This window comes from Streptomyces sp. Z26 (assembly GCF_003665095.1).
GTDB lineage: Bacteria > Actinomycetota > Actinomycetes > Streptomycetales > Streptomycetaceae > Streptomyces > Streptomyces phytohabitans.
In genome coordinates, this window is sequence record NZ_RCHV01000002.1 from 4,787,353 (window position 1) to 4,813,050 (window position 25,698).

The window sequence follows — 25,698 nt, forward strand, 5'->3', positions numbered from 1 at the left end:
CCGGCCCCCGGCCGACCCCCCGCCCGCGCGCGTCCGGGTCACGTGCGGACGAGCCGCCGCGACAGCCCCCGCAGCTCCTCCGCGATCACCGTCCGCGGCGACAGCGCGGCCGACCGCAGCACCGGTGCGGCCGTCTCCCACGCGGCGTCGTGGTCGCCCGCGCAGGCGTGCCCGTCCGCCAGCCGTACGGTCAGCAGCAGCCGTATCGGCCGCATCCACTGCGGCAGTTGACCCAGCGCCGACCCCGTCGCGGCCACCGCCCGGCGGGCCGCGCGGCGGTCCCCGGTGGACACGGCCAGGTCGCGCAGGGACGCGCCCGTGTTGGAGTCGAGGTGCAGCGTGCCCTGCGCGCCCTCCAGGCACGGCGACTCGGCGACGTCCCGCCCGTCGAGCCGGTCGAGTCGGCGTCCCGCGAGGGTCAGGTGGCGGCGGGTCTCGTACGGGTCGGCGGCGCGCGCGTACGCACGCGCCTGGAAGATGTGCGACAGCACGGCGGTCCAGCCGCGGTCGGGACGGAGCGCGCCGAGCGCCTGCGCGTACGACAGGGCGGAGCCCAGATCGTGCTCCGCGCGCGCGAGCGTCGACATCTCGCCGAGCAGCTCCGCGCGCGCGGACACGTCCTCGCCCGCCTCCGCCCACCGGGCGCCGTGCCCGAACCAGGCCATCGCCGCCGCGTTCTGCCCGTTCTGCCGTCGCAGCCGCCCGGCGAGCACCGCGTAGTGCGCGCCCAGTACGAGCTGCCCGCGCGGGGCGCGCCCGGCCGCGTGCAGGTGCTCGGCCCAGCCCGTGAGGGCGCGCAGTACGCGTTCCACGTGCGCGGTGTCGTCGCTGGCGAGATCCGTACGGTTCTCCACCACCAGGCACTCCAGCAGTGCGGTGAGCCCGTGGAGCACGTCCTCGTCGGAGCCGTCGGGGAACGGCGCCCCGGACCGGCCGAACCCGCGGACACCGTCGAACAGGGCGTGGACCGTGGCGAAGTCCGGCACCGGGCAGTGCGCGGCGCTGCCGTGCAGCGGGCAGTTCAGCTCGCGCAGCGGGAGCCGTTCCGGCCACCGGGCGAGCGCCGACGCGGACAGCGGCCCGCCGTACGCCTCCGCCGCGCGCGCGGGTGGTGCCGGGAGCAGCGGCGGACGGGGCAGCGGGAACGGCAGCGGGGACGCCGTCGTGGGGGAGTGCGCCGTGGCGGACGCCGCCGTACGGGACGGATGCGCGGGCGCGTGCGCGGACGGCGACGGGTGGGGCGGGCCGCCCGGCGGCAGCTGACCGCGGACCAGCGCGTCGGCCAGCTGCCCGCCGGTGTCCAGCGCCACGTCGAGCCGGAGCACGGTCGCGGCGGGCGGGGGCTCCCGCGTGCCGCGTTCCCAGCGGCTGACCATGCTGTGGTCGTAGCCGACGACGGCGGCGAGTTGACGCTGCGTCATGCCGCGCTGTCTGCGGAACGCGCGCAGCCGTCGGCTGAAGGCAGCCGCGGTCCGCACGTCCCCGTGACCCTCGACGGACACTGTTCCCTCCCAGGCGCGTGCTGAGACGAGTGGAACCGAAAAGGAGTCCGGTGCGGGCCGCACCCGTACGGGGTGGTGGGCGATACGGCGGGTGCGGTGTGCCGCGCGGGTGTCCTGTGGCAGCTGTATACCTTGTCGGCCTTCATCCCGCCATAGCACCTTCGTCGGGCGCCGTGTTGCCTGGATTTGCCAACCCGCCGTGCGGGGCCGCGGCGCGTTGACGCACCGGCCGCGCGGTGCGACTGTTCATGCGTCCGGCGGGAGCCGCCGCACAACCGGAACCGTTTCCCCCTCCGGTGGTCGCGGCGGGCGGACCGTCACGGCGGAGCGATCCGGCCGTGGTCCGTACCGCGCACAGCACCCGTACGGCACCCAGCACCCCCGCACCCCCGCAGCCCCCGTCCCGTGGGAGCACCGTCGCGGGACGTCGTGGCAGCACCGAGGCAAGGCGCGCGCACCACCACCCCCATCGGGCAGGACCGTCCTTCTTCTCGGGAGGAAGAATGACCAAGCGCAGCACTCCCCACGGTGGCACGACCGGGCGCGCCCGGCTCACCGCCATCGCCACCGGCCTCGCGGCCGTGGCAGGACTCACCCTGGCTGCCACGACCGCCAGTGCCGAACCCGCCCCCACGGCGGAGAAGTTCAGCGCCACGCAGCTGGCCAAGGCCAGCGACGCGGTCCTCGACGCGGACGTGGCGGGCACCGCCTGGCACACCGACGCCCGTACGGGCGAGGTGGTCCTCACGGTCGACAAGCGTGTCTCCGACGCGCAGATCGCGAAGATCAAGAAGAGAGCCGGTGTCAACGCGGGCGCCCTCAAGGTCGAGAGAACCTCGGGGACGTTCCGCAGCTACATCCAGGGCGGTGACGCCATCTACACCGGCGGCGCCCGCTGCTCCGCGGGCTTCAACGTCCGCTCCGGCAGCACGTACTACATGCTGACCGCCGGGCACTGCACGGAGCTGGGCGGCAACTGGTACGCCAACTCCAGCAGCACCACCCTGATCGGCCCGACCGTCGGCTCCAGCTTCCCGACCAACGACTACGGCATCGTCCGCTACGACGGCAGCGTCGCCCACCCCGGCACCGCGGGCGGCGCGGAGATCAACAGCGCGGCCAACGCCACCGTCGGCATGAGCGTCACCCGGCACGGCAGCACCACCGGCACGCACAGCGGCCAGGTCACCGCCCTGAACGCGACCGTCAACTACGGCGGCGGCGACATCGTCTACGGCATGATCCGCACCAACGTCTGCGCCGAGCCCGGCGACAGCGGCGGCTCCCTGCGCTCCGGTGACAAGGCCGTCGGCCTGACCTCCGGCGGCAGCGGCAACTGCTCCTCCGGCGGTACGACGTTCTTCCAGCCGGTCACCGAGGCGCTCAGCGCGTACGGCGTCAGCATCTACTGACCCGCGGCTCCGCGCGGCACCGGCCGGACCCGCGACAGCCGTCGCACGGTCGGCGTCACCCGGCCCCGTCCGGCCCCTCCGTACGTGGAGGGGCCGGGCGGGGCCCGCGCGCTCCGCCCCCTGGAACGCCGGGCCCGTCGCCCTCCGCCGAACCGACGGCGGGGGAGGACCTCTTGTTGCCCCCGGGAGCCTCCCCTAGGCTCGGGCCGCTTCTTTGTGCCCTTGCTGTTCGCGACCGCGACCGCGACCCGAGCGCGGTCCCGGACGGCCCGAAGGAAGGACCCCCCATGCTCAGGAAGTTCAGGATCGGCGTGCTCGCCGGTGTCGCCACCGTCGCGCTCGCCTCCGGGCCCACCGCGCTCGCCGCCCCGGCCCCCGCGCCCGAGGCCGCCGCGCCGACCACGCTCCACTACGACGCCAGCCAGGCCCCCGGCTGGGAGGACGCGGTCGCGGCCGGCGTCGAGCAGTGGAACAGCAACGTGGACAACGTCGAGCTGGTGCCCGCCGAGTCCGGCGCCGACGCCGAGATCACCATCGTCGCCACCGACGGCTGGCCGCAGGCCACCCTCGGCCCCGTGCAGCCGGGCGGCAGCGGCACCGTCGAACTCGGCGAGGAGGCCGTGACCGAGGGCCACGACAAGACCCGGATCGCGGCCCACGAGATCGGCCACAACCTCGGCCTGCCCGACACCAAGCCCGGCCCCTGCACGCAGCTGATGTCCGGCGCGTCCGCGGGCACCGACTGCAAGAACGCGACCCCGGACGAGGCGGAGCAGTCGGAGGTCGAGGGTTACTACGGCAGCGCCGCCGCCCGTACGCCCTTCGACGGCCGCGTGCTCGTCGACGCGTCCTGACGTACGGCGTCACCGCCCGTCCGCCCACCGGTCCGGCCCGCCGCGGCCGGTGGGGGGACGGGGCGCCCCACCGTTACCGCCCGCGCCCGGCCCGCCTTGACACCGTCCGCCGCCGCTCCCGCAGACTTGGCCGCATGGGTGACGACGACCTCGCACACGTACTGACCGCCGTCGGGCCCCGGCTGCGCGCCCTGCGGCACGCCCGCGGCGCCACCCTGACCCAGCTCAGCGCCACCACCGGGATCTCCACGAGCACCCTGTCCCGGCTGGAGTCCGGGCGGCGCGAGCCGACCCTGAAGCTGCTGCTGCCCCTGGCCAAGGCGCACGGCGTACCGCTGGACGAGCTGGTCGGCTCCCGTACCGGCGACCCCCGCGTCCACCCCCGCCCGTTCACCCGACACGGCCAGACGTGGATCCCGCTCACCCGGCACCTCGGTGGCCTGCACGCGTACAAGCAGATCCTCCCGGCGCCCGACGGCCCCCGGCAGGGGCGGCTGGAACAGGGCGCGCACGAGGGCTACGAGTGGCTGTACGTCCTCTCCGGCCGCCTGCTCCTCGCCCTCGGCGAGCACGACCTGGTGCTGACGGCGGGGGAGGCCGCCGCGTTCGACACCCGCGTCCCGCACGCGGTCGCCAACGCCGGTGACCGGCCCGTCGAATGGCTCGCCCTCTACGGCCCCCAGGGCGAACGCCTGCACGTCCGCGCCCGTTCGACCGCCACCTGAGCGGACCGCGCCCGCCGCGCCCACCGCGCCCACCGCGCCCGCGCACGCCTCCGCCGTCTCGCGGGCAACTCCCGTACCCACGCGGCCGGTTGGCCGAATAGGCCCGCTTGTCGGAGGGGCCCGTACGCCCGGACACTGCCGGTCATGGCGGCGTATCTGTGTCACGCGCTCACGACGAGAAGAAGACCCTGCCGACAGCCCGTACGCGTCCCCGACACCCGGTGCTTCTGGCACCCCGGGAAGCCACGGTTCAGCGCCTCACCCGCCCGCTCCCCGCGGCGGCCCGCACGACGACCGACGCACGCGCCGAGCGGGAGGACCGCGGGTCCGCTCCCCGGCGCGGGCGGCAGCGCCCCGTACGCCGAACTGCTGACGCCCGGGGCGGTCGACGCGATCGGCGCCCGCGCGGGCGCGTACGCCCCGCGCGGTGCCTGGCAGGAGCTGGTACGCGGGCGTCGCGGGGGCGGCTGCGACGACCTCGCGCGGCTCGCCCGCGCGGTGCTCGCGGGAAGGGACCTGCTCCAGGACGCCGTCGGTGACGCCCTCGGGAGCCTGGCCCGTACGCCCGTGGAACGGCTCTTCACACGGGAACTCGCCCGTCGGCTCCCGCTCCCGCCCGGAGCTCAACTCGCCGCCGCCGCACGCGGGTTGCAGATCGCCGGAATCTGCGCGTGCGCCCTCGACGGCCGCCTCCCCGACTGCGCCTGCCTGCGCGACGTGGCCCGGCACGAGGGCGAGGACCACGTCCGCCGGCTGCTGGACGTGGCCACCGAGGACTGGCAGCACCTTCCGGGCGGCGTCGGCTGAGGGCGGCCCGCTACGTCCGGGCGCGGGCCCGGTCCAGCAGGGTCGGGTCGTGGGCCGAGACCAGGGTCAGGGCGGGGTCCGCCTCGTGGTGGAGGCGGGTGAGGCGGCGGTGGTTGGCGCGGACCTTCGCGCGGTCGTACGCCACGGCCGTCTCCATGGCGCGTACGCCCGCCGGCACGTGGGTCAGGCCGTCGAGCTGCCCCTGGTGGTAGAAGGCGTCGCCCGCGTGCAGCACCCAGTGGGAGCCCGCGTCGACCGCGACGGCGGTGTGGCCGCGGGTGTGGCCGGGGAGGAAGACGAGCGCGATGCCGGGGGCGATCTCCGCGTCGAGCTGCTTCACGGCGGGGAAGCCGCGCCACGCCTCGCCGTCCGGATGGTGCTCCACGAGCCGCGGCCCGTGCGCCCACTGCGGCGCCCGGTAGCGGACGCGTTCCCGGCGGGAGGGGGAGTGGACGGCGCCTGCGGCCTCGTCGGCCGTGACGTGGACGTCGGCGTGCGGGAAGTCGGACAGTCCGCCGACGTGGTCGGAGTCGAAGTGCGTGACGACGACGTGGCGTACGTCCTCCCGCCGGAAGCCGAGCCGTTCCACCTGCCGGGCCGCGGTCTCCTCGGGGTCGAGCGCGGGCCTGACCAGGTGCCGTACGGGACCGAGGCGGGCGGCGGGATCGGCGATGTCGTCGAGACCGTAGCCGGTGTCGACCAGGACCAGGCCGTGGTCGGTCTCGACGAGGAGCACGTGGCAGACGAGCCGCGTGCGACGCATGCGCATGGTGCCGCAGTTGAGGTGGTGGATCTTCACGGCAGGTCGGCCTTCGGAGTGTCGACGAGCGACGGGTGCGGCGCCTCGCCGGACATCTTGAGGAGGCCGCGCAGGCAGCGGAGGGCGAGCAGCACGTTCCTCGGCTTCTTCAGGTCGAGGCCGCCGATGAGCTGCTTGAGCATGGTCAGGGTGTCGAAGTAGACGCGTTCGCAGACGAGTCGCTCGTCCTCGTCGAAGAGGAAGTACGCGGTCATGCGCACGCGGAAGCGGCTGCCGGTGGCCGGGATGGAACCGAGCGGGCCCTTGTGCGTGCCCAGCAGCCAGAACTCGACGATGACCGCGTCGTCGCTGTGCCGCAGCGCGATGATCTCGTGGTCCTGGTCGGGGAAGGCGACGCGGGTGTCGTGGTAGTAGCCGCGGACCGCCGAGTCGCCGTCGTGCACCTGCATGGTGGGGATCAGCTCGTAGTGCGGGTGCGGGAAGGTGGCCAGGACGTCGTCCCAGTCCTGGCGGACCTCGTCGTGGAAGTGGTCGAGGACCAGCTTCCGGCGTGCCTCGCGGATCTCGTCGGTGGTCATCAGTGCGTCAGCGCCTTGGGTGGGGAGGGCGGCCCGCTGCCGGTGGGGAGGGTCGCGCGGGTGCGGGCCGCGCGGGTGCGGGCCGGGACCGCCGGTCGACGGCGACCGGGCCGGTGGGCGTCACATGATACTGCCCGGTAGGGACGCCTCGCGGGGTGCCCGCGGGTGCCGGGAGCCCACGGCGGCGTACGTGCCGCTGCACGCCGTCGCGGCGAGCGGCAACGCGCTGCTGGGCGACCGCGTACCGGACGCGGACCGCTGGATCGCCGCCGGGCTGGCCGTCGTGGTCACGGTGGGCGGCACGCTCCTCCACCCGTGGCTGCTCGTGGACGCCGACGGCCGTACGCCCGGCACGCAGTCCGGTACCCAGCCCGACACGTACCCGGGCAGGCGGCACGGCGGCGGCACGGCCGCTCCCGCACGCGGGGGCTCAACAGGCCGAGCGCGTCGCCGAGTTCGGTGACGGGGACGCGCGGTGCCGGCGGTGGTACGCCACGGTGACCGCGCCGAGCAACGGCCCCCAGGCGGTCAACGGGAGGTAGAGGAGACCGACGACGACGGCACCGGTGTCCGTCAGATCGGGATGGGGCAGCGCCCACCACGCGACGAACGGCGTCCACAGCAGGGTCAGTACGACCGCCCCGCAACCGGCGACCGCGGTGACGAGCCTCGGCGCGACGACCCGTCCTCCCCACCCGGGCACGCGGGACGGGACGACCTCACCCCACGGCCGTACCAGCCCGAGCGTCAGCAGCGCCAACACCTCACTCACCACGCTCAGCGCGACCAGGTACACCGCGCCCCGACCGGTGGCGTCCATCGCGGCGTAACCCGTCGCGGTGTATCCGGCCGGGAACCCGGCGGCGAGCAGCAGCCGCCAGACGCCCGTCGGCAGGGTGACGAGGGCGGCGGCGTGCGCGGCCCGAACCGCCCAGCGGGGCGCGGGCGGCGCCGGAACGTACGGCTCGTCGACGCGCGAGAACACGTGCATGCGGGGGTACTTCCTTCAGGGAGGCGCCGTCGACCGGACGGCGCGGGCGGGCGTCACGCCGCGCGTCGGCGTCGCCGTACGGCGAGGGCGCGGGCGGACGGGAACGTACGGGTGCCGACGGGCCCCGGCGACACGACCGCCGCCGGGGCCCGTCGGGCTCAGCCGTCCGTGGGCCGCTCCGGGCGCGCGGTGGCGAACGTGTAGCGGACGGCGTCCTCCGTGCCACCCGCGTACCGGAAACCGGCCTTCTCCAGCACACGTACGGAGGCGGGGTTGGGCGGCTCCACACCGGCGGACACGGTACGGACGCCGGGCGCGGTGAGCGCGTACGCCGCCATCGCCCGCGCGGCCTCCGTCGCGTAGCCGCAGCCGCGGCGGGACGCCACGATGCCGTAACCCAGCTCCAGCACGCCCTCGGCGGGCGGCCAGAACAGGCCCACGGAACCCACGAGCACACCACTCGCGCGCTCGACGACCAGGCGGTGCCCGTACGGGCCGAGCCAGGCGGGGCGTTCCGCGAACAGACCGGCCATCAGCCGGTCACCCTCCGCGGGGAAGTCGTCGGCCCAGTCGGCGGCCCGGGTGCCGGAGCCGTCGACCACGGCGGCGACGTCGGCGGCACTCCACGGCCGCAGGATCAGACGCGCCGTGCGCAGGTCGGTGGGGTGGTGGGAGGGGGATGAAGCGAGGGAAGACATGGGTCTCTCCTGGTCGTCGGGAACGACCCGGCCGCGCTCTCCTACCGCGCGGACCGGACAAGGGCAGGCTGAAGAAGGCCGACGGCGGCCATATTCATCAACCTCCCGTGTCCGGGAACACGCGTCTCTCGCGCCGCTCCGACGCTAACGGGTGTCCTGCGCCCCGCCAACTGCTTTGACGGCGGCCCGGATTGACCCGGCGCCCACGGGAGTCAGGCGTGCAGGCCGGGACGGTAGACCAGCTCCTGCACGCGGCCGTCGAGCGTCCGCTGTTCGAGCAGCTCCAGGTCGAAGTCGGCCGCGCCCCGGAACACGGGCTCCAGCCAGCTCCGGCCGGTGACCACGGGGAAGACGGTCAGCTGCACCCGGTCGACCAGCCCGGCGGCCATCAGCGCCAGGTTCATCGACAGGCTCCCGTGCGAACGCAACGGCACCGCCGACTCCTCCTTCAGCCGCGCCACGACATCGACGGCGTCGCCGCGCGCGACGGTCGCGTCCGGCCAGTCGAGGGGAGCCTCCAGGGTGGACGAGACCACCGTCGCCGGAAGGTTCCGCATCCGCGTCACCCACGCGTCGCGCACCTCGTCCCCCTCACCGGACTCCTCGTTCGCGGCCAGCATCCGCGCGAACGCCCGGTAGGTACGGGCACCCAGCACCATCCGCTGCTCCTCCTCGTACACGGCGAGGCGGTGGGCGAGCAGCTCGGGGCCCTGCTTGCCCCAGTAGCCGGGCCAGCCGCCGCTGGCGGCACCGAAGCCGTCGAGGCTGGAGAAGACGTCGAAGGTGTAGACGGCGGTCATGGCGCGCTCCTCGTACGGTCCGCGGGGTGTCGACAGGACAGACGGGGACCCCGGCCGGAACTCATCGCGCCACCCCGCCCGCCCAGGCCGGTAGCCGTACCGTTGCGACGCCCGTTCGCTCGAACGACGCCGCTACGTGATCACCGCGAGCCCCGGCCTTGGGTGGGGAGTCCGACTGGCATTTCGCCATCGCGCGATCACCGGTAGCCGAGGTGCCTCCAACAGGATGCGAACCCGCGCACACGGCTCCGAGATCATCGTGCGGATCGATGTCCGCCGACGGGTTGACCAGTGAAGATGCGAGGCGACGGGGGTACCACGGCCTCCTGTGCGTCGAAGGAGTGTCGGATGGCCGCATCTCTATGGGACTGAGGAGAGCGGCTCTGCATCTCTCCGTCCACCCTTCAACTTCGAGCCGCTTGGCTCGAACAGCGCCCTTTTTCTTGCTTGCGGCACTCGTCACCCTGTCGTTAGCGACAGGCTCGGCAAGTAGCAGAGTGCGGGGGTGCTCGTGGTCTACGTTCCGGTACTCAAGGGCAAAGCGGGTGAGTTCTATGCTCTGGGGCATACTTCGGCCACCGTTCAGAATCTAGTGCGTCCTGTAATGGAGCTTGTTCCGGACGATGAGCTGCGAGACCTGTTGGAAACCTTCTGTGACCACGCGATGCATCACGTTCCCAACGACATGGTCATCACGGTTGATTGCGGAGAGTTGCCGAACGTTCGCGTACTCGAAGGTGCTGCCGGTGGTCCCGTGGCGCGAGTAAGCGAGTCATTGGGATTGCGAGATCGTCCGATGCGCCCTGTCTTCAGGTGTCTCGACCGAGAGGAAGTCTTGGGCGAAGTCGCCGAGGCGGCTGCTGCTCACGGGCATGGAGCCTGCATGAGGTTCACCGCAGCTGCGGACACTGTCGACGTGGTTCCGGATGAACGACAGATGCGCGAGTTGCTTGCAGCGGTGCAGCTGGCCCCAGAAGAAGTCGACCTGCTCGTTGACGCGGGCCCTGTCCAGGCTGGTCGAACGAGGGAACGGTTGACTGCCCGAGTACTCAGTACCCTGGAATCACTGTCGAGTTGGCCTTGGAGGAGTCTATGTCTGGCGTCAGGGGCTTTTCCTCGCAACCTCACAGGATTTCCCCGAGGTACATCTACACGCGTGATCCGTGAGGATGCAAAGTTCTGGGGTGACGTTGTTGAGATATGGCGCGGGCCACAGTTGGATTTCGGTGAATTCGGAGTGACGCACCCGTGGATGCCGTCCAAGAGTCGCGGGGCACCTCATCCCAACATGCGCTACACCGCGGAGGGCGACTGGCAGGTGTTCGTCTATCCAAAGGTCAAAGCGGGCAACGACGACTTCTTTGATCTGAGCAAGGACTTGGTCGATTCTCCTTACTGGCCTGCGACTGGGGCTGCCACATCATGGGGAGATGAACGCTTGCAAGAATGCGCCCAACGTCGACGTGAGAAGGCGGGCGGTGCGAAGGAGTGGCGTGCTTGGGCAACGTCGCACCACCTGGCAGTTGTGACGGCCCGCTTAGCCCACGAGGGGCGCCCGTAGCGACGGCCCGCGCCGCGAGTCGGCGGCCAGCGTCGCTGATAGGCGAGCGCCTGCATGAGTTCAGAGCCGATGCCTTGATCATCACGTCGTCATGACGTGACCGCTGGCAAACAGCCGCTTCGAGCCGCATTCGGCTGCGCACGCGCGAACGCCCCGCGTCCAGGGAAGTCCCTGGTGGCGGGGCGTTGTGGCACCTTCTGCGAGGTGCCCCCGGCAGGATTCGAACCTGCGCACACGGCTCCGGAGGCTGTGAACCGCTCGTCAGCGCCCGGCATCTGACCAGCGACGACGGGGCGTCCTGGCCGTCGCAAGCCAAGATCATCACGCCCCTCTTACGCGGACCGTCTGTCGGCCCCGGAGGCCGGGCGGTAGCGTCGATCGCATGATCTCGGGCGACGGCACATCGCGGAACGGAGCGACAGACCTGACGGAGGAACGCGCGGACGCCGTCTTCAGAGAAGCGTGCGAAACGGCGGGCCTCGACCCGTCGGGGGCGGAGCTGCTGCGGCTCGGTTCGAACGCCGTCTACCGCCTCGCCTCGCCCCCTGTGATCGTCCGCATCGCCCGTGATCCGGAAGCGCTGGAGGAGATGCGGCGCGCGGTCGGCGTCGCACGCTGGCTGGAGTCGGAGGACTTCCCCGCGACCCGCGTCATGCCGGACGTGGAGCAGCCGGCGTTCGTCGGCGGCCGGGTCGTCACGTACTGGCGGAGCGCTCAGGACGAGATCGAGTACGGGCGGCTGGATGAGCTGGCGGACCTGCTGAAGCGGCTGCACTGGCTGGAGGAGCCGGAGGTCCTTGGCCTGCCGTACTTCGACCCGTTCGCCAAGGGTGGGATTCGCTCGGTCGTCTGGACGGCGTCCGGGAGGAGGACCGGAAGTTCCTGGAGGAGCGCGCCGGGCGGCTCAACAAGGAGTACGACCGGCTGGACTTCGTGTTGCCCTTCGGGATGATCCACGGTGACGCGAACATCGGGAACCTCCTCCGTGACCGCGACGGCCAAGCCATCCTCATCGACCTGGACGGCTTCGCCCTCGCCCCGCGCGAATGGGATCTCGTACTCACCGCCCTCTACTACGACCGCTTCGGCTGGCACACACGCGCCGAGTACGAGTCGTTCGTCCACCACTACGGATTCGACCTGATGAACTGGCCCGGCTACCCGGTCCTGGCCGACGTCCGCGAGCTGATGATGATGCTCTGGCTCGGCCAGCAGGTCACGACGAGCGGCAAATCCGCGGAGGAGTTCGCACGCCGGGTCGAGACCATTCGTACGGACGGCAGCCGACGGGACTGGCAACCGTTCTGATGCTCCTCACGCCGTACGCCCGGCAGCGATCCACAGCCTGTGAGCGGCGGCCTCGTCGTGAAAAGCGCGGACGAACGCCGTGTCACCGACCGTTCCGAGATGCTGCCGGAACTCCGCCAAGTAGCTGACGCAGCGCGCGGATTTGAGCTGTTCGCCCAGGTCGAGCGCGTCCAGCGCCACGCGGCAGGCTTCTTCCGCGTCGCCCGCGCGAAGATGCGCGTCCGCGAGCACCATGGTCGCGAAGAAGTCGCTCCGCACATGGCTGCCGCTCATCGCGTTCTCGGCGTTGGCGACGGCCTGGCGGGCGCTGTTGACGTCGCGGAAGCAGTGCGCGGCCTCGGCCGCCAGCTCCGCCGCGTCGAAGTACGTGATCCACTCAGGCTCGTGGGTGTCGTTCCGACGTTCCAGCGCGCTCGCTGCCTCCGCGAGCGCCGTCTCGCATGCCTGCCGGTCGCCGGTCCGAGCCAACGCGCGGGCCTCCATGGCGTGGAACTGGGCCATCAGCGTCGGAGTGGCCACTCCCGAGATGCCCATCCGCGCCGCGCGGGCGAGCGTGGCGGCCTCGGTGTACTTCCCGAGGAACGTGGCCTGGTGGCTCATGGCGGACAGGATGCTGCCCGCGAGTCGTCGGTCGTCGCCGTCCTGAGCGAGCCGTAGCGCCTGGAGGAAGTACCGCTGCGCGAGTCCGTGATGACAGGAGTCGTACGACATCCACGCCGCGAGGAGCGTCGCCTCAGCGACCGTTGAGAACAGCGCGCGTCCTACGGATTCCTTGTACTGGCCCTTGAGGAGCGGGGCCACGTCGCGGCTGAGGTACTGGATCACCGCGTGCCGCGCGTGCTCACCTCCGAAGCGATCGTCCAGGGCGGCGAACATGTCGCTCGTCGTCTTCACGGTGGCCACGTCCGAGAGCCCCACGCGCACGCGTCCGTCGACCGGCTCGCTGGGGAACGCTGGCTCGGGCGCCACCAGCCAGCGCAAGGACGCCTCGCTCCACGCGGCGGCGGAGGTCTCGGAGAGGAGCAAGGGTTCGTAGCCGTTGAGGTCAGCGCGCCACAGCTGGTCGACTCCGTTGATCGCGCTCTCCGGGCTGGGCGGATAGCGCGTCTCCAGCAGTTGCCCGTCCTGTGTGGTGGGGCTGTTCAACCCGAGTTGCGCGCCGGTCACGTCCAGCGCTTCGCAGAGCAGCGCGCCGTAGAACTCATCGGGGCCGCTGTGCCCGTTCTCCCAACTCGCCACCCGTCGCTTCACGCTCGCGTCGCTCGGGAGTGCCTGACCGCGACGGGCCGCGAGGCGCCGGAGTTCGTTCACCAACCGTGACTGACTCCACCCGCGATCTCTGCGGGCGGCTTGCACGAGTACGCCTGTCGGCTGTGCCTCAATCGCCACCGCTGCCCCCTTGCCGTTCTCCAACCCACCGTTCACCGCGTCACGCTGCGAAGTCAAGGCATCACCGGCGCTGGTGGTGCGGTCGGCGGGGGTGACGGGGGATGACGCGGGTTCGGGTGACGGATCATCCCCCGTCACCCGTCGTCATCTCCCCAGCTCAGGGGTGTGCGCAGGAGGCTTGTCGCACAAGGCGGCTGATGTGCCGTCGGACACGCCGACCGAGGTGAGATGACGTGCAGAGGATGACACGACGCGGCATTGACTGGCTCGCTGCTGCGGCGGACGAGCCGATGAAGTGCAAGGCCGTATGGGCGGACGATCCTCGACGACCGTGCGTGCTGCCGACGGGGAAACACTTCGACGCGGTGGTGTTGGACGAACGCGTCGGCCTGGAGACGTTCGACCAACTCGACCGTCGGCGGCTGCCTCTCGGCCCGGTCATGGTCGACCACGCCTCGCGACAGGTCGGCTTCCTCCTGCCCGCGAAGTCGGAGCAGCGTTTCGCGCGGCTGTTGCCCGAGGGCGCCGACGACGGATCGCCCGCGCACAAGTACCTGGGCGTCGGCGGGCACATCGTCGTTCCCGGCCCGATCGCGCTGAGCGGCGACCGCTACGAGTGGCTGCGGGCGCCCGTACGGCACTCGGACTGGAGCCCGGCCCGGATCGCCGCGCTGGCAGCCATGTTCGTCGCGGCGCATTCGCTGCTCGTCCGCGCGGACCAGTACGGCAGGGAGCTGTCCCGTGGCTGCTGAGCAGTACCGCGACCGACACGACTCCGCGAGCTGGTCGCCGCTGGAAAGCCGCGAGTGGTACGAGGCGCGGGACGCGGTCGTCGCTCTACGGGACGTGCTCACCGCCGCTGGGTTGGAGAGGGAGTTCCCGTACCTGCGCGCGGACCTGAACGCCTTCGGTCACGGCCTCATCGAACTCGGCCGCGTGTCCCCGGAGACGGCCGAGCGCCTTGCCGAGCTGTTGAGGCTCGCGCTCTCGTCGATGGACTGTGCGACTTTGCCCGAACAGACGGAGGAGGGGCAGGAATGACGGACGCGCGAGGCGTGTGCATGCCTCAAGCGGAGACCTTGGACCCGGCGGTGCCGTATGTACGTGGCTGGTCTGCTGCGCGACAAAGCACGGACGCACTGGCCGAGCAGCTCACGGAGCTGGGGCTCAGCGCCGACTTCCCCGCCCTCAAGGCCGATGTGAACGTGCGCGGCGACGGCGTGGTCCGCCTCGGCGCCATCCGCCCGGACGCTGCGTCCCTCCTCGTCCGTTTGCTCACGGCTGGCCTCACGGCGGAGATGGGCCGAAACGAGAACCGCCCGGACGACGATGACGACGCCCCGGTTGATGCGGCCTAGCGTCAAGGCCATCGAGCCCTCTGCGTTCGGGGTACGCCGCCGCACGGCCGGGACCGGCGCCCCAGCGCCGCAGCCCGGACAGTGCGGCGGCTTACCCAGGCGCTACTGACACTTTCCAAAGTATGAGCTTGGGAATCAGCGGTCTTTGGTCGCCAGATTGCTAGTTGACCTGCACTTACGCGCTCACGAGCTGCCGCTACCCGCGTGTCCTGTGTCCGCCATTTACCGTGGTTCCCCGTCTGTTCTGGCATGGCTGTGGCACGGCCGGTAGGTGTCCATGAGGTCGGTGGAATGACTTTGGGCTGGAGCTGCCATGGGGCGAGAGATCTGGGGCCCGTAAGCTTGCCCGGCGTAGTGGGGAGGCTTGCCACCCCACCCGATTTCCCCACTGGGCCCCTGATCTTCGAGGCTCGCCCCATGGTGGCTGCCTAAAGTCATGGAGCCGACCGCCCCCGCCACCCACTTCCCCACCTCCATCCCGCTTTCGGCGCTTTGCGGCCGTTGTGCTCGTGGCGGTGCGTCGGTGTTGGGGTCTCGTCGCCTGGGCTCGGTGTCGTCGCAGCGTCGGGGGTGTTGGCTCGGCTGGTCGCCTGGTGGTGGGTGTCGGCGTGGTGGTCGGAGTGGCTTGGGGGGTCGGGCTGACGCTGTCGTTCGAGGCGTGTCGAAGCGTGAAGCGGACATCCCATAGCTGTGAGTTGCTGCTGTGGGGCCGTGGCGGCGCGCCGAAGGCAGGCGCCGCCACGAGCCCCGACGGGCCCGCGTGGGCGGGCCGAGGGTGTGTCCGTAGCGTCTGCTGACGAAGCAGTTGATCCGCCGGGCGTCTGCTGCCCGAAGGGCAAGGGACCCGGCTCGACGGACGCGAGCGGAGATGCCCGCCCGGGGAAGCGGCGAAGCCCAAGCCCGTCTCCCCGCGCCAGCGGTACGACTCACCGCACGCCCCGGGGCTCAGGTCCCCGAACGGCCTTTCCCGCGCCCGCCTCCGGCAGCCCACCACGCCCCGGTAGGCGCCTCCCCCGCGCGGCAACTCCCGAAGGGAGCCCCCTCCCCACCCCGCGAGCGCAGCGAGCCTTGATGAAGTAGGGAAACCTGTAACAGCTCGGTTGACCGCTATGCCACGTCCTGCTCGGCAGAGAGCATGCGTCCTGCGCCAAGGAAGTCCGTCGCATACTCCGTAGTTGTGCCGTACTGGTCCCAGTACTGATTGGTCATGGTGAGAGCGGGCGTTCCGGGCTCAAGGTCCAACCACTCAGCCAAGCTATCCGGCACAGGGCGTAGTGATACAAGATCCCGTCGCCGCACGACGATTCGGCCAGTGCGGTCCTCGATCAAGCCGAACGTCATCTTCGGCAAGGGTTCTGTAGAGATCAGCTCAGGCGCGCTGTCTGCGAGTTCGCCGGACAGCCAAGACGTTGAGACCGACACGACGCCCTCATCGTCGAGATACCTACGCCTTCGCTGCACGACGGAAGCGCCCTCGTTGACCTCGAAAGCTTCGGCTACTTCGGCGCTGGCAGATACGAGTTGGGCGTCAAGAATCTCCACCCGCTCCCCCGGTCGAAACCCGGAACCACCGACGCGGAGCATCTGAAGTCGGTCAGGTCCGGTTGTCTGCCTGCGCCCGAGATCAACAAACGTCCCCTGCGACGTTGAGCGCACGTAGCGCTCCGCCTGAAGCTGCTTGATCGCCTTGGCGGCTGTGGCGGATGCGACGCCCCAATCGCTGGCAATCGTCGTGATCGCTGGCAGTTGAGCGTCCGGCGCCAGCTCACCGTTGACGATCTTCGCCCTGAAGTGGGTCGCGATCTGCATGAACGGTGGGGTGCTTCGCTCGATCTTCGGAGTCATCCTCTCCCTTCCTTTCCGGTCGCATGCTAGGGCTTGCTACTTCCCGCGCCCTAGCTCGCGTACTCATGTTAGGAGGCGGACCGCCTAACCGCAGGGCTGAAGTCGGCCGATGTCTTCGCTTGACGCACGCGTACTAGCATGCGTACTCTCAACGTAAGCTAGTACGCGAACGCAAGTTGAAAGGACAGGCGTATGCCTTCGTTCAAGATCGATCTGTCGTCCGCTGTGGTGTTCGTGGCGACGGCGCCGGAGCCGAAGATGGCGAACAAGAAGACGGGGGAGCGGGCGGTGGACCGGGAGACCGGTGCGGGTCTGTCGACGGTGGGGCTGCTGGTGTCGGACGAGGGGGAGGGAAACCTCTACCAGGTGACGGTCCTGGAGACGGGTCTCCCGGACGGGTTGTCCCCGGGGATGCCGGTGTCGGTGACGGGGCTGAAGGCGCGGGACTGGGAGAACGAGTTCAACGGCCAGAAGCGGCACGGGATCGCGTTCCGCGCCGTCGCGGTCACCCCGCTGGGGGCCTGATCATGGCGGATCTCGGGGTGGCGGTTGAGGTCGCTTCGGTGGCTGCCGGTGCCGGTGGGTTGGGTTACGCGAAGGTCCGTGCCCCGGGGGTGTACTGGTCGCTGGTGGGGTTGCCCGCCGCGTGGGGCCGGTTCACCTTCACCTACCGCTCGACGATGGAGGTGTGCGGTCTGACCGTGCAGCCTTCCGGGTTCCGGGCGTTCATGTCCCGCAACGTGGCCCGCCGTGAGGTGCGGCCGGTGGTCCCGGTCAAGCGCATGGTGCGTCCCACCTCGACGGGGCTGCGGGTGCGTCTGCGGCTTCCGGCCGGGTTGGAACCGGCGGATGTGGCGGCGGCTTCGGAACGGCTGCGGCACGCCTGGGGCATGCGGTCGGTGACCGTGGTGGAAGTGAAGTCGGGTGTGGTCGAGCTGCGGATGACCGGCTACGACGTCCTGGCCCGCGTCCGTCTCCCGCGTTCGGTCGAGGTCGGGCTGATGGTGGTCCCGATGGCGTTGCGGGAGGACGGGAGTGTGTTCGCCCGGGAGTACCGGAAGGTGCCGCACTCGCTGACGCTGGGCGCGAACCAGTCGGGCAAGTCGATGTTCCAACGGAACCTGATCAAGGGCCTCGCCCGCCTGCCGGTCGGCCTGGTCGGGATCGACTGCAAGCGTGGGGTGGAGCAGTCCTCCTACGCTCCGCGCCTGTCGGCGTTGGCGACGACTCCGCAGACGGCATCGGAGCTGCTGGAAGCCCTCGTAGCGGAGATGGAGAGCCGGTTCGACGTGCTGTCCGAGCACGGCGTGTCCGACCTGTGGCAGCTCCCGGAACAGGTACGGCCGGTGCCGCTGGTGGTGCTGATCGATGAGGTCGCGGAACTCTTCCTCGTCACGGCGAAGAAGGAGGAGGAACGCCGGGACCGCATGGTGCAACACCTGGTGCGGCTGGCGCAGATGGCCCGCGCGGTCGGGATCTATCTGGAGGTGTGCGGGCAGCGGTTCGGCTCCGAGCTGGGCAAGGGAGCGACCATGCTCCGCGCGCAGTTGACCGGCCGGGTCGTCCACCGCGTCAACGACAAGGCGTCTGCCGAGATGGGCTTGGGCGATATCGCTCCGGACGCGGTGTCCGCTGTGACCACGATCCCGCCGGACCAACCCGGTGTGGCGGTGGCCGGTGACGCCTCCGGTGGCTGGTCCCGCATCCGCACCCCCGAGGTCTCCCAGGCCGAAACCGTGTCCGCCTGCCGGGAGTTCGCGCACCTGACCCCGCACCTGCCGGTGCTGGCCCCGTTCCGCCCGGCCGTACGACCCGAACCGGCCCTCGTGCCGGACGGTGTGCCGCCGCTGCTGATTCCGCGCCCGATCACCGACTGACACTCCCTCGTTTCACGGTCGGCGCGGCCGTTCCTCGCGCCAGGTCCCTACCCCGCCCATGCCTGAAATCGGAAGGGAATCCACTCCATGGCGACACGGAAGACGACCCCGAAGCGCACGGCGAAGAAGTGCACGACCTGCGACGGCGCCGGTGAGATCCGCGAATCGGTCCGCGTCGGCACCCGGAAGGGCCGTGCCACCGCCGATCAGCAGACCGCCATGTGCCCCTCGTGCTGGGGCTCCGGCGAAGCCGACTGATCCCGCCCCCCGGGGGGCCGGGCGGCCGAAGATCGCCCGTCGCCCGCCCCCGGTGGCCCAACCCCTTGGAAGGAGGTGACGACATGATCCGCAAACTGCCGTTCCGGCTGGACGCGGTACTCGTACAGGCGGTGATCGCGGGGGCCTTGTCCTTCGCCCACCTGCACGACCTCGCCGCTGCTGCCGGGCAGGACGGTTGGAAGGCCTGGGCCTACCCCATCTCGGTTGACCTGCTGCTCGTCGCCGCGTGGCATCGGCTGCGCACCGGCTCGGAGAAGGTCGCGGCGTGGTGCTGGTTCATGATCGCGCTCGCCGCGTCACTCGGCGCGAACATCGCCACCGCCGGGCTCCTCGATCTGGAGAACGTGCCGGACTGGCTGCGCATCCTGGTCGCCGGATGGCCCGCCCTGGCGTTCCTCGGCGGAACCCTTCTCGCCCACACCGCCCCACCTGCCCCGGTGCAGGACGCGGCCCCGGTGGTGCCCGAGGTGGAACAGATCCCCGTGCCCGAGTCTCCGGCCGAGCGTGAGCAGTTCCCCGAGTCGGAGCCCGTTCCGGCCTTGCCTGAAGCCCCGGCCCCCGCACCGCCTCCGGTTCCTGTTCCGGCTGCTGCGGCGTCGGGTGTTCCTCCGGCGCTGATCGAACACGCCCGGAAGCTCGCAGAGGCTCACCGTGTGCGGACCGGCGAGCACATCGACACCGGCACCCTCCGTGCCCGGCTCGGTGTCCCGGAAGCACTCGCCCATGCCATCGCCGCTCAACTCGCTTGAGATGAAAGGAGGTTGACCGAATGTCTCGTCCGAACCGCTTCTACGACGTGCGCCGTTTCGGTCCGGTCCAGGTCGGCAGCTACCGCAACCGCCGGGGCTTGGAGAAGCACACCGCCGCGTGCACCGCGCCCCGCTGCGGCTTCTCCGCCGACTACACCGACCGCTCGGCGGCCGAACTCGCCGCTCGTACCCATCGCTGCACCTGACAAGGACCCCTGTCATGCGACTGCCTGACGAACAGCTCCGCGCCGGACACATCCCCACCGACCTCTACCGCCGGATGCCTCCGGGCACCGACCTGCGGAAAGTCGTGATCGTCCAGGAAGCGCCCCGCTCCTACAAGGGCCCCATCCTGCTCGCCTTCACCATCACGGTCGGCACGGTGGTCGTGCTGCTGGTGATCGCCTTCGTGGCCCAGATCATCGCCGCGTCCATGGTCGCGGTCCTCACCGCGAGCTGCGGGATCGGCTACAGCTTCACCCGCCCCACCCGCCGCAAGACCAAGCCCCGCCCCGCGACCAAGGGACGGCCCGGCAAGCGCCCCGTACGGCGCCCGCGCAAGCACCTGTAACAGCCCTCCGGGGCGGCCTCAACCGGCAAGTTTTCGCCGCCCCGGACGGCCCATCCCCTTCCAGACCCGAAGATCCGAAAGGACACCACCATCATGACCCAGCCCACCCCTGCCCGCGCACGGTTCTGCCCGAACTGCGACGGCTTCCCCCGCGTCCACATCGACACCGGCACCCGCCACACCGACGGCACCCGCACCACCGTCCCCGTCGACTGCCGCACCTGCCACGGCACCGGCACCCGCCGCAGTCGCCTCAACACTCCGCTCCCGGTTCGGACCGAGGTGGCCTGATGACTGACCTCACTCCGTCCCAGGACCGCCCCGGCCTGCACGTCACCAAGAACGCGCCCTCGGCTCCGGCTACCGCATCCGCACGCTGCCACTGCGGCGCTTCGGCCACTGCCAACGGGGACGCACAAGTCGCCCTCCTGGTCCAGGGCTGGACCGCCAACCACGGCCCCGCCCACAACCGGCAGGGTGGGTGACCACATGACGGACACCGCCACCTCGGCGGGCCTGGCCCCGGCGACCTTGAGCGATGCGCTCCGGGTCGCCGGGGCCCCCGGCTTCGACCGCTGGCAGGACCAGATCCGCCGCACCGGCGGCTGCTCCGACCCCATCCACCTCACCGGCGGCACGGTCACCCGCGACCGCGCCACGGGTGAGGTCCTGCACCACTACAGCACCGACACCGAACCCGGCGGACGCCTACGGATCGCCTGCGGCAACCGCCGCGCCTCCCGCTGCCCCGCCTGCGCCTGGACGTATGCCGGGGACACCTTCCACCTCATCCGCGCCGGGCTCACCGGCGACGACACCAAGGGCGTCACCCCCGCCGTGCGGGACCACCCCCGGGTGTTCGCCACCCTCACCGCCCCCTCGTTCGGCCCGGTCCACAACCGGCCCGGGAACCGGCCCTGCCGCTGCGGCACCCGCCACACCGACACCGACCCCGCCCTGGGCACACCCCTCGACCCAGGCACGTACGACTACGCGGGCGCGGTGCTGTGGAACAACCACGCCTCCCAACTGTGGCAGCGCTTCACCATCTACCTCCGCCGGGAGATCGCCGCCCGCGCCGGACTCACCCAGAAAGCCGCCCGCGAACAATGCCGGGTGTCGTTCGGGAAGGTCGCGGAGTACCAGAAGCGCGGGGCCGTGCACTTCCACGCCGTCATCCGCTTCGACGGCCCCGAAGGCCCCGACACCCCGCCCCCGCACTGGGCAACCACAGCCCTCCTCGACGCGGCGATCCGCGCCGCCGCCGCACGCGTCCAGGTCACCATCCCGGCCGTTGACGAACACGGCCTGCCCGAACGGGACTTGCGCTGGGGGCAGCAGATCGACGTGCAGCCCATCGGCGCTTTCGGCAACGGCGAAGACCTCACCGAACAGGCCGTCGCCTCCTACGTCGCCAAGTACGCCACCAAAGCCGCCGAGACCACCGGCACCGTGGACCACCGCATCGGCAGCCACGAAGCCATCGCCCTACTCGACATCCCCGACCACCCCGCCCGACTCATCGCCGCCTGCCTCGACCTCCACCCCGCCTACCCCGAACGACGACTCCGCGACTGGGCCCACATGCTCGGCTTCCGCGGCCACTTCTCCACCAAGTCCCGCACCTACTCCACCACCCTCGGCGCGCTGCGCCAGACCCGTGCCGACTACCGCGCCACACAACAACGCGAAGCCCTCGGCCTCCCCAACCCCGACGACACACCAGAAGAAGCGACCACCCTCACCCTCACCCACTGGACCTACGCCGGACACGGCCACACCCCCGGCGAATCCTGGCTCGCCGCCACCATCCACCGCGACATCACCGCCAACCGCGAAACCGCACGCCAACAACGCACCGTGATCAACGACCATGAGGGGGAATGGTGACCGTGGAAAAGCTCTTGTCTGTGCAGGAAGTCGCGGAAATCCTCGGCACGACAATCCGATTCCCTCGCCGTCTGATTGAAGAACGACGGATCACTTTCGTCAAGGTTGGTCGACACGTTCGCATTCCTGAAAGTGCCGTTCAGCAGTTCATCGCCTCCCATACCGTTACTCCGATCTGTCGATCGCGGGCTCGCTACGGGAGGGCTGCCTAATGGCGAATAACAGGGGGAGGCGTCGCCGCTTTGGTGCGATCCGGAAGCTGCCTTCCGGGCGGTACCAGGCTCGCTATCCCGGGCCGGATGGCGTCATGCGACCTGCTCCGGAGACCTTCGCGGCCACCGTCGATGCCGATGATTGGCTTGCCGAGAAGCAGACTGAAATTCGGCGCGGTGAATGGGAAAACCCGGATTCCAGGACCGTGAACTTCGCGGAATACGCGCTGAAATGGATTAGCGAACGCGGCTTGTCGATTACAACTGAAGACCTCTATCGGCGTCTCTTGTCGCAACATCTCGCGCCGGCCCTTGGGGACCTAGACCTGGATGAGATCACCCCGCCGCGCGTGCGCACCTGGCGAGCCGAACGACTTAAAGCCACTGGAGCAACGACCGTGGCCAAGTCGTACCGGCTGCTGAAAGCGGTCATGGAAACCGCAACGGACGATGAGCTGATCAAGCGGAACCCGTGCCGGATCAAGGGTGCGGGAATCGAGAAAGCGGCCGAGCGGAGGATCGCGACCGTGGTTCAGGTGGATGCCCTGGCCCGCGCGGTCGGTACCAGGTGGCGCTTGATGGTGTTCCTTGGGGCGTACGGACCGCTACGTCCGGAGGAGTTGGCGGCGCTTCGTCGGCGGGATGTTGATGTACGCGCTATGACGATCACGGTGCGATGTGCCGAGCCGGAACGAACCAACGGTCGTCGCGCTCCGGGCGACACCAAGTCGGAGGCGGGTACTCGGACCGTGGTGCTACCCGGCTTCCTGCGATCGGAGCTGCGTGCCCATATGGAGTTGTACGCCGAGTTCGGGCCTCGCGGACTGCTGTTCGTCGGGGAGCGCGGTGCCCCGTTCCGGCGCAGCACCTTCGGTCGAACCTGGCGTCGGGCTCGTGACGTTGTCGGCATGTCAGACGACTTCAGGTTCTACGATCTTCGACACACGGGGCATACGCTCTCCACGCGCTCGGGTGCCACGCTCAAAGACACGATGGTCCGTGCGGGCCAGTCCTCGGAAAAGGCGGCGTTGATCTACCAACACTCCGACGATGAGCGTCAACGCGAGGTCGCTGCCGGTCTTGATGAGTCGGTGCGCCGGATGCGCCGGTCTTCTGGCACGGATCTGGCACGTGGTGAGTGATCACCGCTGACAGCAAACAACCCCCGGGTCGGATGACCTGGGGGTTTGTCATGGAGCGGGCGACGGGAATCGAACCCGCGCTATAAGCTTGGGAAGCTCGCGTCGTCGTTACGGACAGCCGTCGCGGCTTGCCCTGGTCGATCGCGCAAGTCGGTAGCGTGGCTGAGCGCAGTGGGGGTGCAGCGGGACATATGGGGCTAGTGGTAGCGGGATTCCAGTAGGGAGAGGTGCACTGGAATCATTCGTTACGCGGACAATACAGGAGAAGGAGAGTACCCTCAGATTATCAACGCTTACGAAGGGCTATCGATGTCTACCAAGCAGACCGAGTTGGCAATCCAGAACGCTCTGGCCGACCGCCTAGGAGCCATCGAGCCCGGAATGAAGCTAATTAAGGAGAACTATCACCTTCAGAATAGTGCCGGCACGCGTGGCTTTGTCGATATACTCGCTCGCGATCGTCACGGTATATTCGTTCCGATCGAAGTAAAAAAATCCGACAACACCGCCCGGGAGGCAATTCACGAAGTTCTGAAATACTGTGAACTCTTGCGGCGGGAGCGTGGGATGCGAGTCGATCAAGTCAGAGCGGTGATCGCTAGCACCGATTGGAAAGAGCTCATCGTTCCGTTTAGCGAGATAAGTCGATCGAGTGTGTATCCCATTACGGGAGTGAAGATTGATGTCGGGACAGATTTCCCTGCATCTATGCTAGTGGAGCCTATCAAGCCGTTGCCGGTCCCGAACGAAAGAGATCTCTCCGTAGTCGCAATCCGAATGTCCATCGTAAATCGATCTGATGCTGACGAGAAATGGGATTCACTAACAAGATCCTTGGTGAAGGTAGGGGTAGGGGATCTGATTGGTGTCCTTGCAGTGAGGCCTCATGATGAGACGGGAATCCTCCATGTGGCCCTCGGTGTGGCGGATTGTAATGACCCCAGGCTGCCGGCTCCAGATGAGAACGAAGGGCTTGAGGAGCCGGAATTGCATGCGGCTGAGTATCGTGCCGCTTGTGCTGTCGGGTTTGAGCATCCAGAGGCTGAAGTTACAGTACCCGAGAAGCTAACTCGATACATGCAAACAAACTCACTGGAGGTTGCTCACGTATATCGCAGGGGAAGCTTTGAAAAGTGGCGTGATCTCATAGATGATTCCGAAGCGGCTACAATGGCTCAGCACGCTGCTGGTTGGAATCAAGTACTCTTCCGGTCGTCTGCTAACACTTCTCATTCTCTCGCATGGGGGCGTTTCCGTGCGCGCATCGATTATGTCCTTGAAAGTAACCCGGATTGGGCACAGATGTTGAGGCTATGGCTCGACGAAGTGGAACATCAAGAGAGTAGTCTTGACGTAGTTTTGCAAGTGTATAATCCCGCCGACTTCTTGGCTTCCCTCGTCCATGGCTATGGTGGAGATTTGCACTCGATGGTTCCCGGCATCTCTGGAGCTGTTGACGCCCCGAGAGGCGATGGCAAGCTAATTCATGGCCTTCTGACATGGGACGGGAGGCCAATCAAGGACTTGTTGCAAGCAATTCATGCTGCTTATCCCACCGTGGCTGACTGGGGAATGGCGAGGGCGCTTGGGGTTGTCTACGAGAAGGATATGGACTTGTTGAGGTCCCTTGGATTGAAATATTCCTTTTTTGAATTCCTTCCAGGTGATTCCGCTCTTCCGAGTCAACTGATTGTGGAGGATGGCAATTTGCGGCGAATCCCGAGCGGCGCAGATGGCGTCTCGTGGCCGGGGGTACAACCTCTTCAGGAGCTTCTGCAGCATGTTGACTTCGGACCCGTCGTCGAGTCCTTCCGTCAGTGCATAACTCCGGTGGACGGCGGCGACCAATGGATCGTGAGTAGTTCGCGAGACGTCTGAGGCCCGCTAGGACGTGGCCGAGCGGCCGTCCTCAGGGTGGTGGAGGTCTTCGCCATCGCCCACTCGATAGCGCCGCGCAACCGGCTGCTCGTGCTCTTGGCTGCCTTCACCACCCCTGCGGTTCGGCGAGCTGGCCAGCCCTGCAGCGGGGGCATCGACCGGGACGGGCTGACCGTCACCGTGTGGTGCCCAGGTCGAGTTGCGAGACGGTCGGCTCTTCGGCAAGGCGCGGAAATCCGCAGTCGGGGCGCGCTCAGTCTCCTTCCCGGCCGGACTGCTCGACGCGGTCACGCACCGCTTGGAGCACTTCGCCGCTTCCGTCTCGATGCACCCCCGCCGGCCTCAGCCACGCTGCCGAGTTGGGTCGTCGACCGAGAGCAATCCGCGACGGCCGTCGTCGTGACCACGGTGCGCGCGCCCTCAGCTTGGGGGACCCTTGGGTCTTTGACGGCTGCGTGTTGGAACAAGCTCACGACATGGGCGATAGCGCCTGCAGCGATTGCGTCACGGTG

At 69.4% G+C, this 25,698-nt stretch carries 31 protein-coding genes; 23 read left to right on the top strand and 8 right to left on the bottom strand.

Translation table 11 applies throughout. From position 1 onward, the window contains the following. Positions 1–38: 38 nt before the first annotated feature. A complete protein-coding gene (locus D7M15_RS28775) occupies positions 39–1,478 on the bottom strand; it encodes a helix-turn-helix transcriptional regulator (protein ID WP_206337396.1) in 1,440 nt (479 codons plus the stop codon). Positions 1,479–2,005: 527 nt separating this feature from the next. On the opposite strand from D7M15_RS28775, the gene D7M15_RS20885 reads away from it, so the two are divergent. From D7M15_RS20885 to D7M15_RS20900, 4 genes are all read left to right on the top strand, one after another. Beyond that, positions 2,006–2,914 (top strand): S1 family peptidase, encoded by a 909-nt coding sequence (locus D7M15_RS20885; protein WP_121518904.1) that lies wholly within the window; start codon positions 2,006–2,008, stop codon positions 2,912–2,914. A 287-nt stretch (positions 2,915–3,201) separates the two neighbouring features. Continuing rightward, positions 3,202–3,768, top strand: coding sequence for a snapalysin family zinc-dependent metalloprotease (locus tag D7M15_RS20890; protein WP_121518905.1), 567 nt, complete (start codon positions 3,202–3,204; stop codon positions 3,766–3,768). A gap of 134 nt (positions 3,769–3,902) precedes the next feature. Then, positions 3,903–4,493, top strand: coding sequence for a helix-turn-helix domain-containing protein (locus D7M15_RS20895; RefSeq protein WP_121518906.1), 591 nt, complete (start codon positions 3,903–3,905; stop codon positions 4,491–4,493). Positions 4,494–4,637: 144 nt separating this feature from the next. After that, the gene (locus D7M15_RS20900; RefSeq protein ID WP_121518907.1) at positions 4,638–5,300 is read left to right on the top strand and encodes a hypothetical protein; all 663 of its coding nucleotides are present in this window, start codon (positions 4,638–4,640) and stop codon (positions 5,298–5,300) included. A gap of 10 nt (positions 5,301–5,310) precedes the next feature. Here the strand turns inward: D7M15_RS20900 and D7M15_RS20905 are convergent, their stop codons facing one another. Next, positions 5,311–6,099, bottom strand: coding sequence for an MBL fold metallo-hydrolase (locus D7M15_RS20905; RefSeq protein ID WP_121518908.1), 789 nt, complete (start codon positions 6,097–6,099; stop codon positions 5,311–5,313). After that, a complete protein-coding gene (locus D7M15_RS20910) occupies positions 6,096–6,638 on the bottom strand; it encodes an ester cyclase (protein WP_121518909.1) in 543 nt (180 codons plus the stop codon). The genes D7M15_RS20905 and D7M15_RS20910 overlap by 4 nt, the downstream gene beginning before the upstream one ends. Positions 6,639–6,762: 124 nt before the next feature. Here D7M15_RS20910 and D7M15_RS20915 point away from each other — a divergent pair, with 124 nt between their 5' ends. After that, entirely contained in the window at positions 6,763–7,101 is a 339-nt protein-coding gene (locus D7M15_RS20915; RefSeq protein ID WP_165906306.1) for a hypothetical protein, read from the top strand. On the opposite strand, the gene D7M15_RS20920 is transcribed toward D7M15_RS20915, so the two are convergent. The 3 genes from D7M15_RS20920 to D7M15_RS20930 form a co-directional block, all read right to left on the bottom strand. After that, a complete protein-coding gene (locus tag D7M15_RS20920) occupies positions 7,069–7,629 on the bottom strand; it encodes a hypothetical protein (RefSeq protein WP_121518911.1) in 561 nt (186 codons plus the stop codon). The genes D7M15_RS20915 and D7M15_RS20920 overlap by 33 nt on opposite strands. 158 nt (positions 7,630–7,787) lie before the next feature. Continuing rightward, entirely contained in the window at positions 7,788–8,327 is a 540-nt protein-coding gene (locus D7M15_RS20925; RefSeq protein ID WP_121518912.1) for a GNAT family N-acetyltransferase, read from the bottom strand. 212 nt (positions 8,328–8,539) lie between these two features. Next, entirely contained in the window at positions 8,540–9,127 is a 588-nt protein-coding gene (locus D7M15_RS20930; RefSeq protein ID WP_121518913.1) for a dihydrofolate reductase family protein, read from the bottom strand. A gap of 505 nt (positions 9,128–9,632) precedes the next feature. Between D7M15_RS20930 and D7M15_RS20935 the strand changes: the two genes are divergently transcribed. From D7M15_RS20935 to D7M15_RS29560, 3 genes are all read left to right on the top strand, one after another. Further along, the gene (locus D7M15_RS20935; protein ID WP_121518914.1) at positions 9,633–10,688 is read left to right on the top strand and encodes a hypothetical protein; all 1,056 of its coding nucleotides are present in this window, start codon (positions 9,633–9,635) and stop codon (positions 10,686–10,688) included. A 382-nt stretch (positions 10,689–11,070) separates the two neighbouring features. Further along, positions 11,071–11,640, top strand: a complete 570-nt coding sequence (locus D7M15_RS29555) for a phosphotransferase (protein ID WP_346428821.1) — start codon at positions 11,071–11,073, stop codon at positions 11,638–11,640. Continuing rightward, complete coding sequence (locus D7M15_RS29560) at positions 11,571–11,996, top strand: phosphotransferase (RefSeq protein ID WP_346428834.1); 426 nt, start codon at positions 11,571–11,573, stop codon at positions 11,994–11,996. The genes D7M15_RS29555 and D7M15_RS29560 overlap by 70 nt, the downstream gene beginning before the upstream one ends. A 6-nt stretch (positions 11,997–12,002) precedes the next feature. Here D7M15_RS29560 and D7M15_RS20945 read toward each other — a convergent pair whose 3' ends face one another. Then, on the bottom strand, positions 12,003–13,247 hold the full coding sequence (locus tag D7M15_RS20945) for a hypothetical protein (RefSeq protein WP_206337397.1): 1,245 nt from the start codon (positions 13,245–13,247) through the stop codon (positions 12,003–12,005). A 380-nt stretch (positions 13,248–13,627) separates the two neighbouring features. Here D7M15_RS20945 and D7M15_RS20950 point away from each other — a divergent pair, with 380 nt between their 5' ends. Genes D7M15_RS20950 through D7M15_RS20960 form a run of 3 tightly spaced genes read left to right on the top strand, consistent with a single transcriptional unit; the run spans position 13,628 to position 14,743 of the window. Continuing rightward, positions 13,628–14,137, top strand: a complete 510-nt coding sequence (locus tag D7M15_RS20950) for a bifunctional DNA primase/polymerase (RefSeq protein ID WP_240649703.1) — start codon at positions 13,628–13,630, stop codon at positions 14,135–14,137. Beyond that, the gene (locus D7M15_RS20955) at positions 14,127–14,426 is read left to right on the top strand and encodes a hypothetical protein (protein WP_121518917.1); all 300 of its coding nucleotides are present in this window, start codon (positions 14,127–14,129) and stop codon (positions 14,424–14,426) included. The genes D7M15_RS20950 and D7M15_RS20955 overlap by 11 nt, the downstream gene beginning before the upstream one ends. Continuing rightward, a complete protein-coding gene (locus D7M15_RS20960; protein WP_206337398.1) occupies positions 14,423–14,743 on the top strand; it encodes a hypothetical protein in 321 nt (106 codons plus the stop codon). The genes D7M15_RS20955 and D7M15_RS20960 overlap by 4 nt, the downstream gene beginning before the upstream one ends. Positions 14,744–15,850: 1,107 nt before the next feature. On the opposite strand, the gene D7M15_RS20965 is transcribed toward D7M15_RS20960, so the two are convergent. After that, positions 15,851–16,588, bottom strand: coding sequence for a GntR family transcriptional regulator (locus D7M15_RS20965; RefSeq protein WP_121517766.1), 738 nt, complete (start codon positions 16,586–16,588; stop codon positions 15,851–15,853). A 192-nt stretch (positions 16,589–16,780) separates the two neighbouring features. On the opposite strand from D7M15_RS20965, the gene D7M15_RS20970 reads away from it, so the two are divergent. The 12 genes from D7M15_RS20970 to D7M15_RS21015 all read left to right on the top strand — a co-directional run bounded on the left by D7M15_RS20970 (position 16,781) and on the right by D7M15_RS21015 (position 25,186). Then, positions 16,781–17,113 carry a hypothetical protein gene (locus tag D7M15_RS20970; RefSeq protein ID WP_121517765.1) on the top strand — a complete coding sequence of 111 codons (333 nt, stop codon included), beginning with the start codon at positions 16,781–16,783 and terminating at the stop codon, positions 17,111–17,113. Positions 17,114–17,115: 2 nt separating this feature from the next. Next, the gene (locus tag D7M15_RS20975) at positions 17,116–18,465 is read left to right on the top strand and encodes an FtsK/SpoIIIE domain-containing protein (RefSeq protein WP_121517764.1); all 1,350 of its coding nucleotides are present in this window, start codon (positions 17,116–17,118) and stop codon (positions 18,463–18,465) included. Positions 18,466–18,552: 87 nt separating this feature from the next. Continuing rightward, positions 18,553–18,723: a hypothetical protein gene (locus D7M15_RS28580; RefSeq protein WP_165906253.1), complete on the top strand. Its 171-nt coding sequence runs from the start codon at positions 18,553–18,555 to the stop codon at positions 18,721–18,723. An 83-nt stretch (positions 18,724–18,806) separates the two neighbouring features. Then, positions 18,807–19,493, top strand: a complete 687-nt coding sequence (locus D7M15_RS20980; RefSeq protein WP_121517763.1) for a DUF2637 domain-containing protein — start codon at positions 18,807–18,809, stop codon at positions 19,491–19,493. Positions 19,494–19,513: 20 nt separating this feature from the next. Then, on the top strand, positions 19,514–19,699 hold the full coding sequence (locus D7M15_RS20985) for a mobile element transfer protein (RefSeq protein ID WP_121517762.1): 186 nt from the start codon (positions 19,514–19,516) through the stop codon (positions 19,697–19,699). 14 nt (positions 19,700–19,713) lie between these two features. Beyond that, complete coding sequence (locus D7M15_RS20990) at positions 19,714–20,064, top strand: hypothetical protein (RefSeq protein ID WP_121517761.1); 351 nt, start codon at positions 19,714–19,716, stop codon at positions 20,062–20,064. 93 nt (positions 20,065–20,157) lie between these two features. Then, positions 20,158–20,355, top strand: coding sequence for a hypothetical protein (locus D7M15_RS28585; RefSeq protein ID WP_165906252.1), 198 nt, complete (start codon positions 20,158–20,160; stop codon positions 20,353–20,355). After that, positions 20,355–20,549: a hypothetical protein gene (locus D7M15_RS29175; RefSeq protein WP_121517760.1), complete on the top strand. Its 195-nt coding sequence runs from the start codon at positions 20,355–20,357 to the stop codon at positions 20,547–20,549. Before D7M15_RS28585 ends, D7M15_RS29175 begins: the two co-directional genes overlap by 1 nt. A 4-nt stretch (positions 20,550–20,553) precedes the next feature. Further along, positions 20,554–21,954, top strand: coding sequence for a replication initiator protein RepSA (gene repSA, locus D7M15_RS21000; RefSeq protein WP_121520744.1), 1,401 nt, complete (start codon positions 20,554–20,556; stop codon positions 21,952–21,954). Continuing rightward, entirely contained in the window at positions 21,948–22,166 is a 219-nt protein-coding gene (locus tag D7M15_RS21005; protein ID WP_121517759.1) for a helix-turn-helix domain-containing protein, read from the top strand. Before repSA ends, D7M15_RS21005 begins: the two co-directional genes overlap by 7 nt. Beyond that, a complete protein-coding gene (locus tag D7M15_RS21010; RefSeq protein WP_121517758.1) occupies positions 22,166–23,308 on the top strand; it encodes a tyrosine-type recombinase/integrase in 1,143 nt (380 codons plus the stop codon). Before D7M15_RS21005 ends, D7M15_RS21010 begins: the two co-directional genes overlap by 1 nt. Positions 23,309–23,617: 309 nt before the next feature. After that, positions 23,618–25,186, top strand: coding sequence for an endonuclease NucS domain-containing protein (locus D7M15_RS21015; protein ID WP_121518918.1), 1,569 nt, complete (start codon positions 23,618–23,620; stop codon positions 25,184–25,186). The last annotated feature ends 512 nt before the right edge of the window (positions 25,187–25,698 follow it).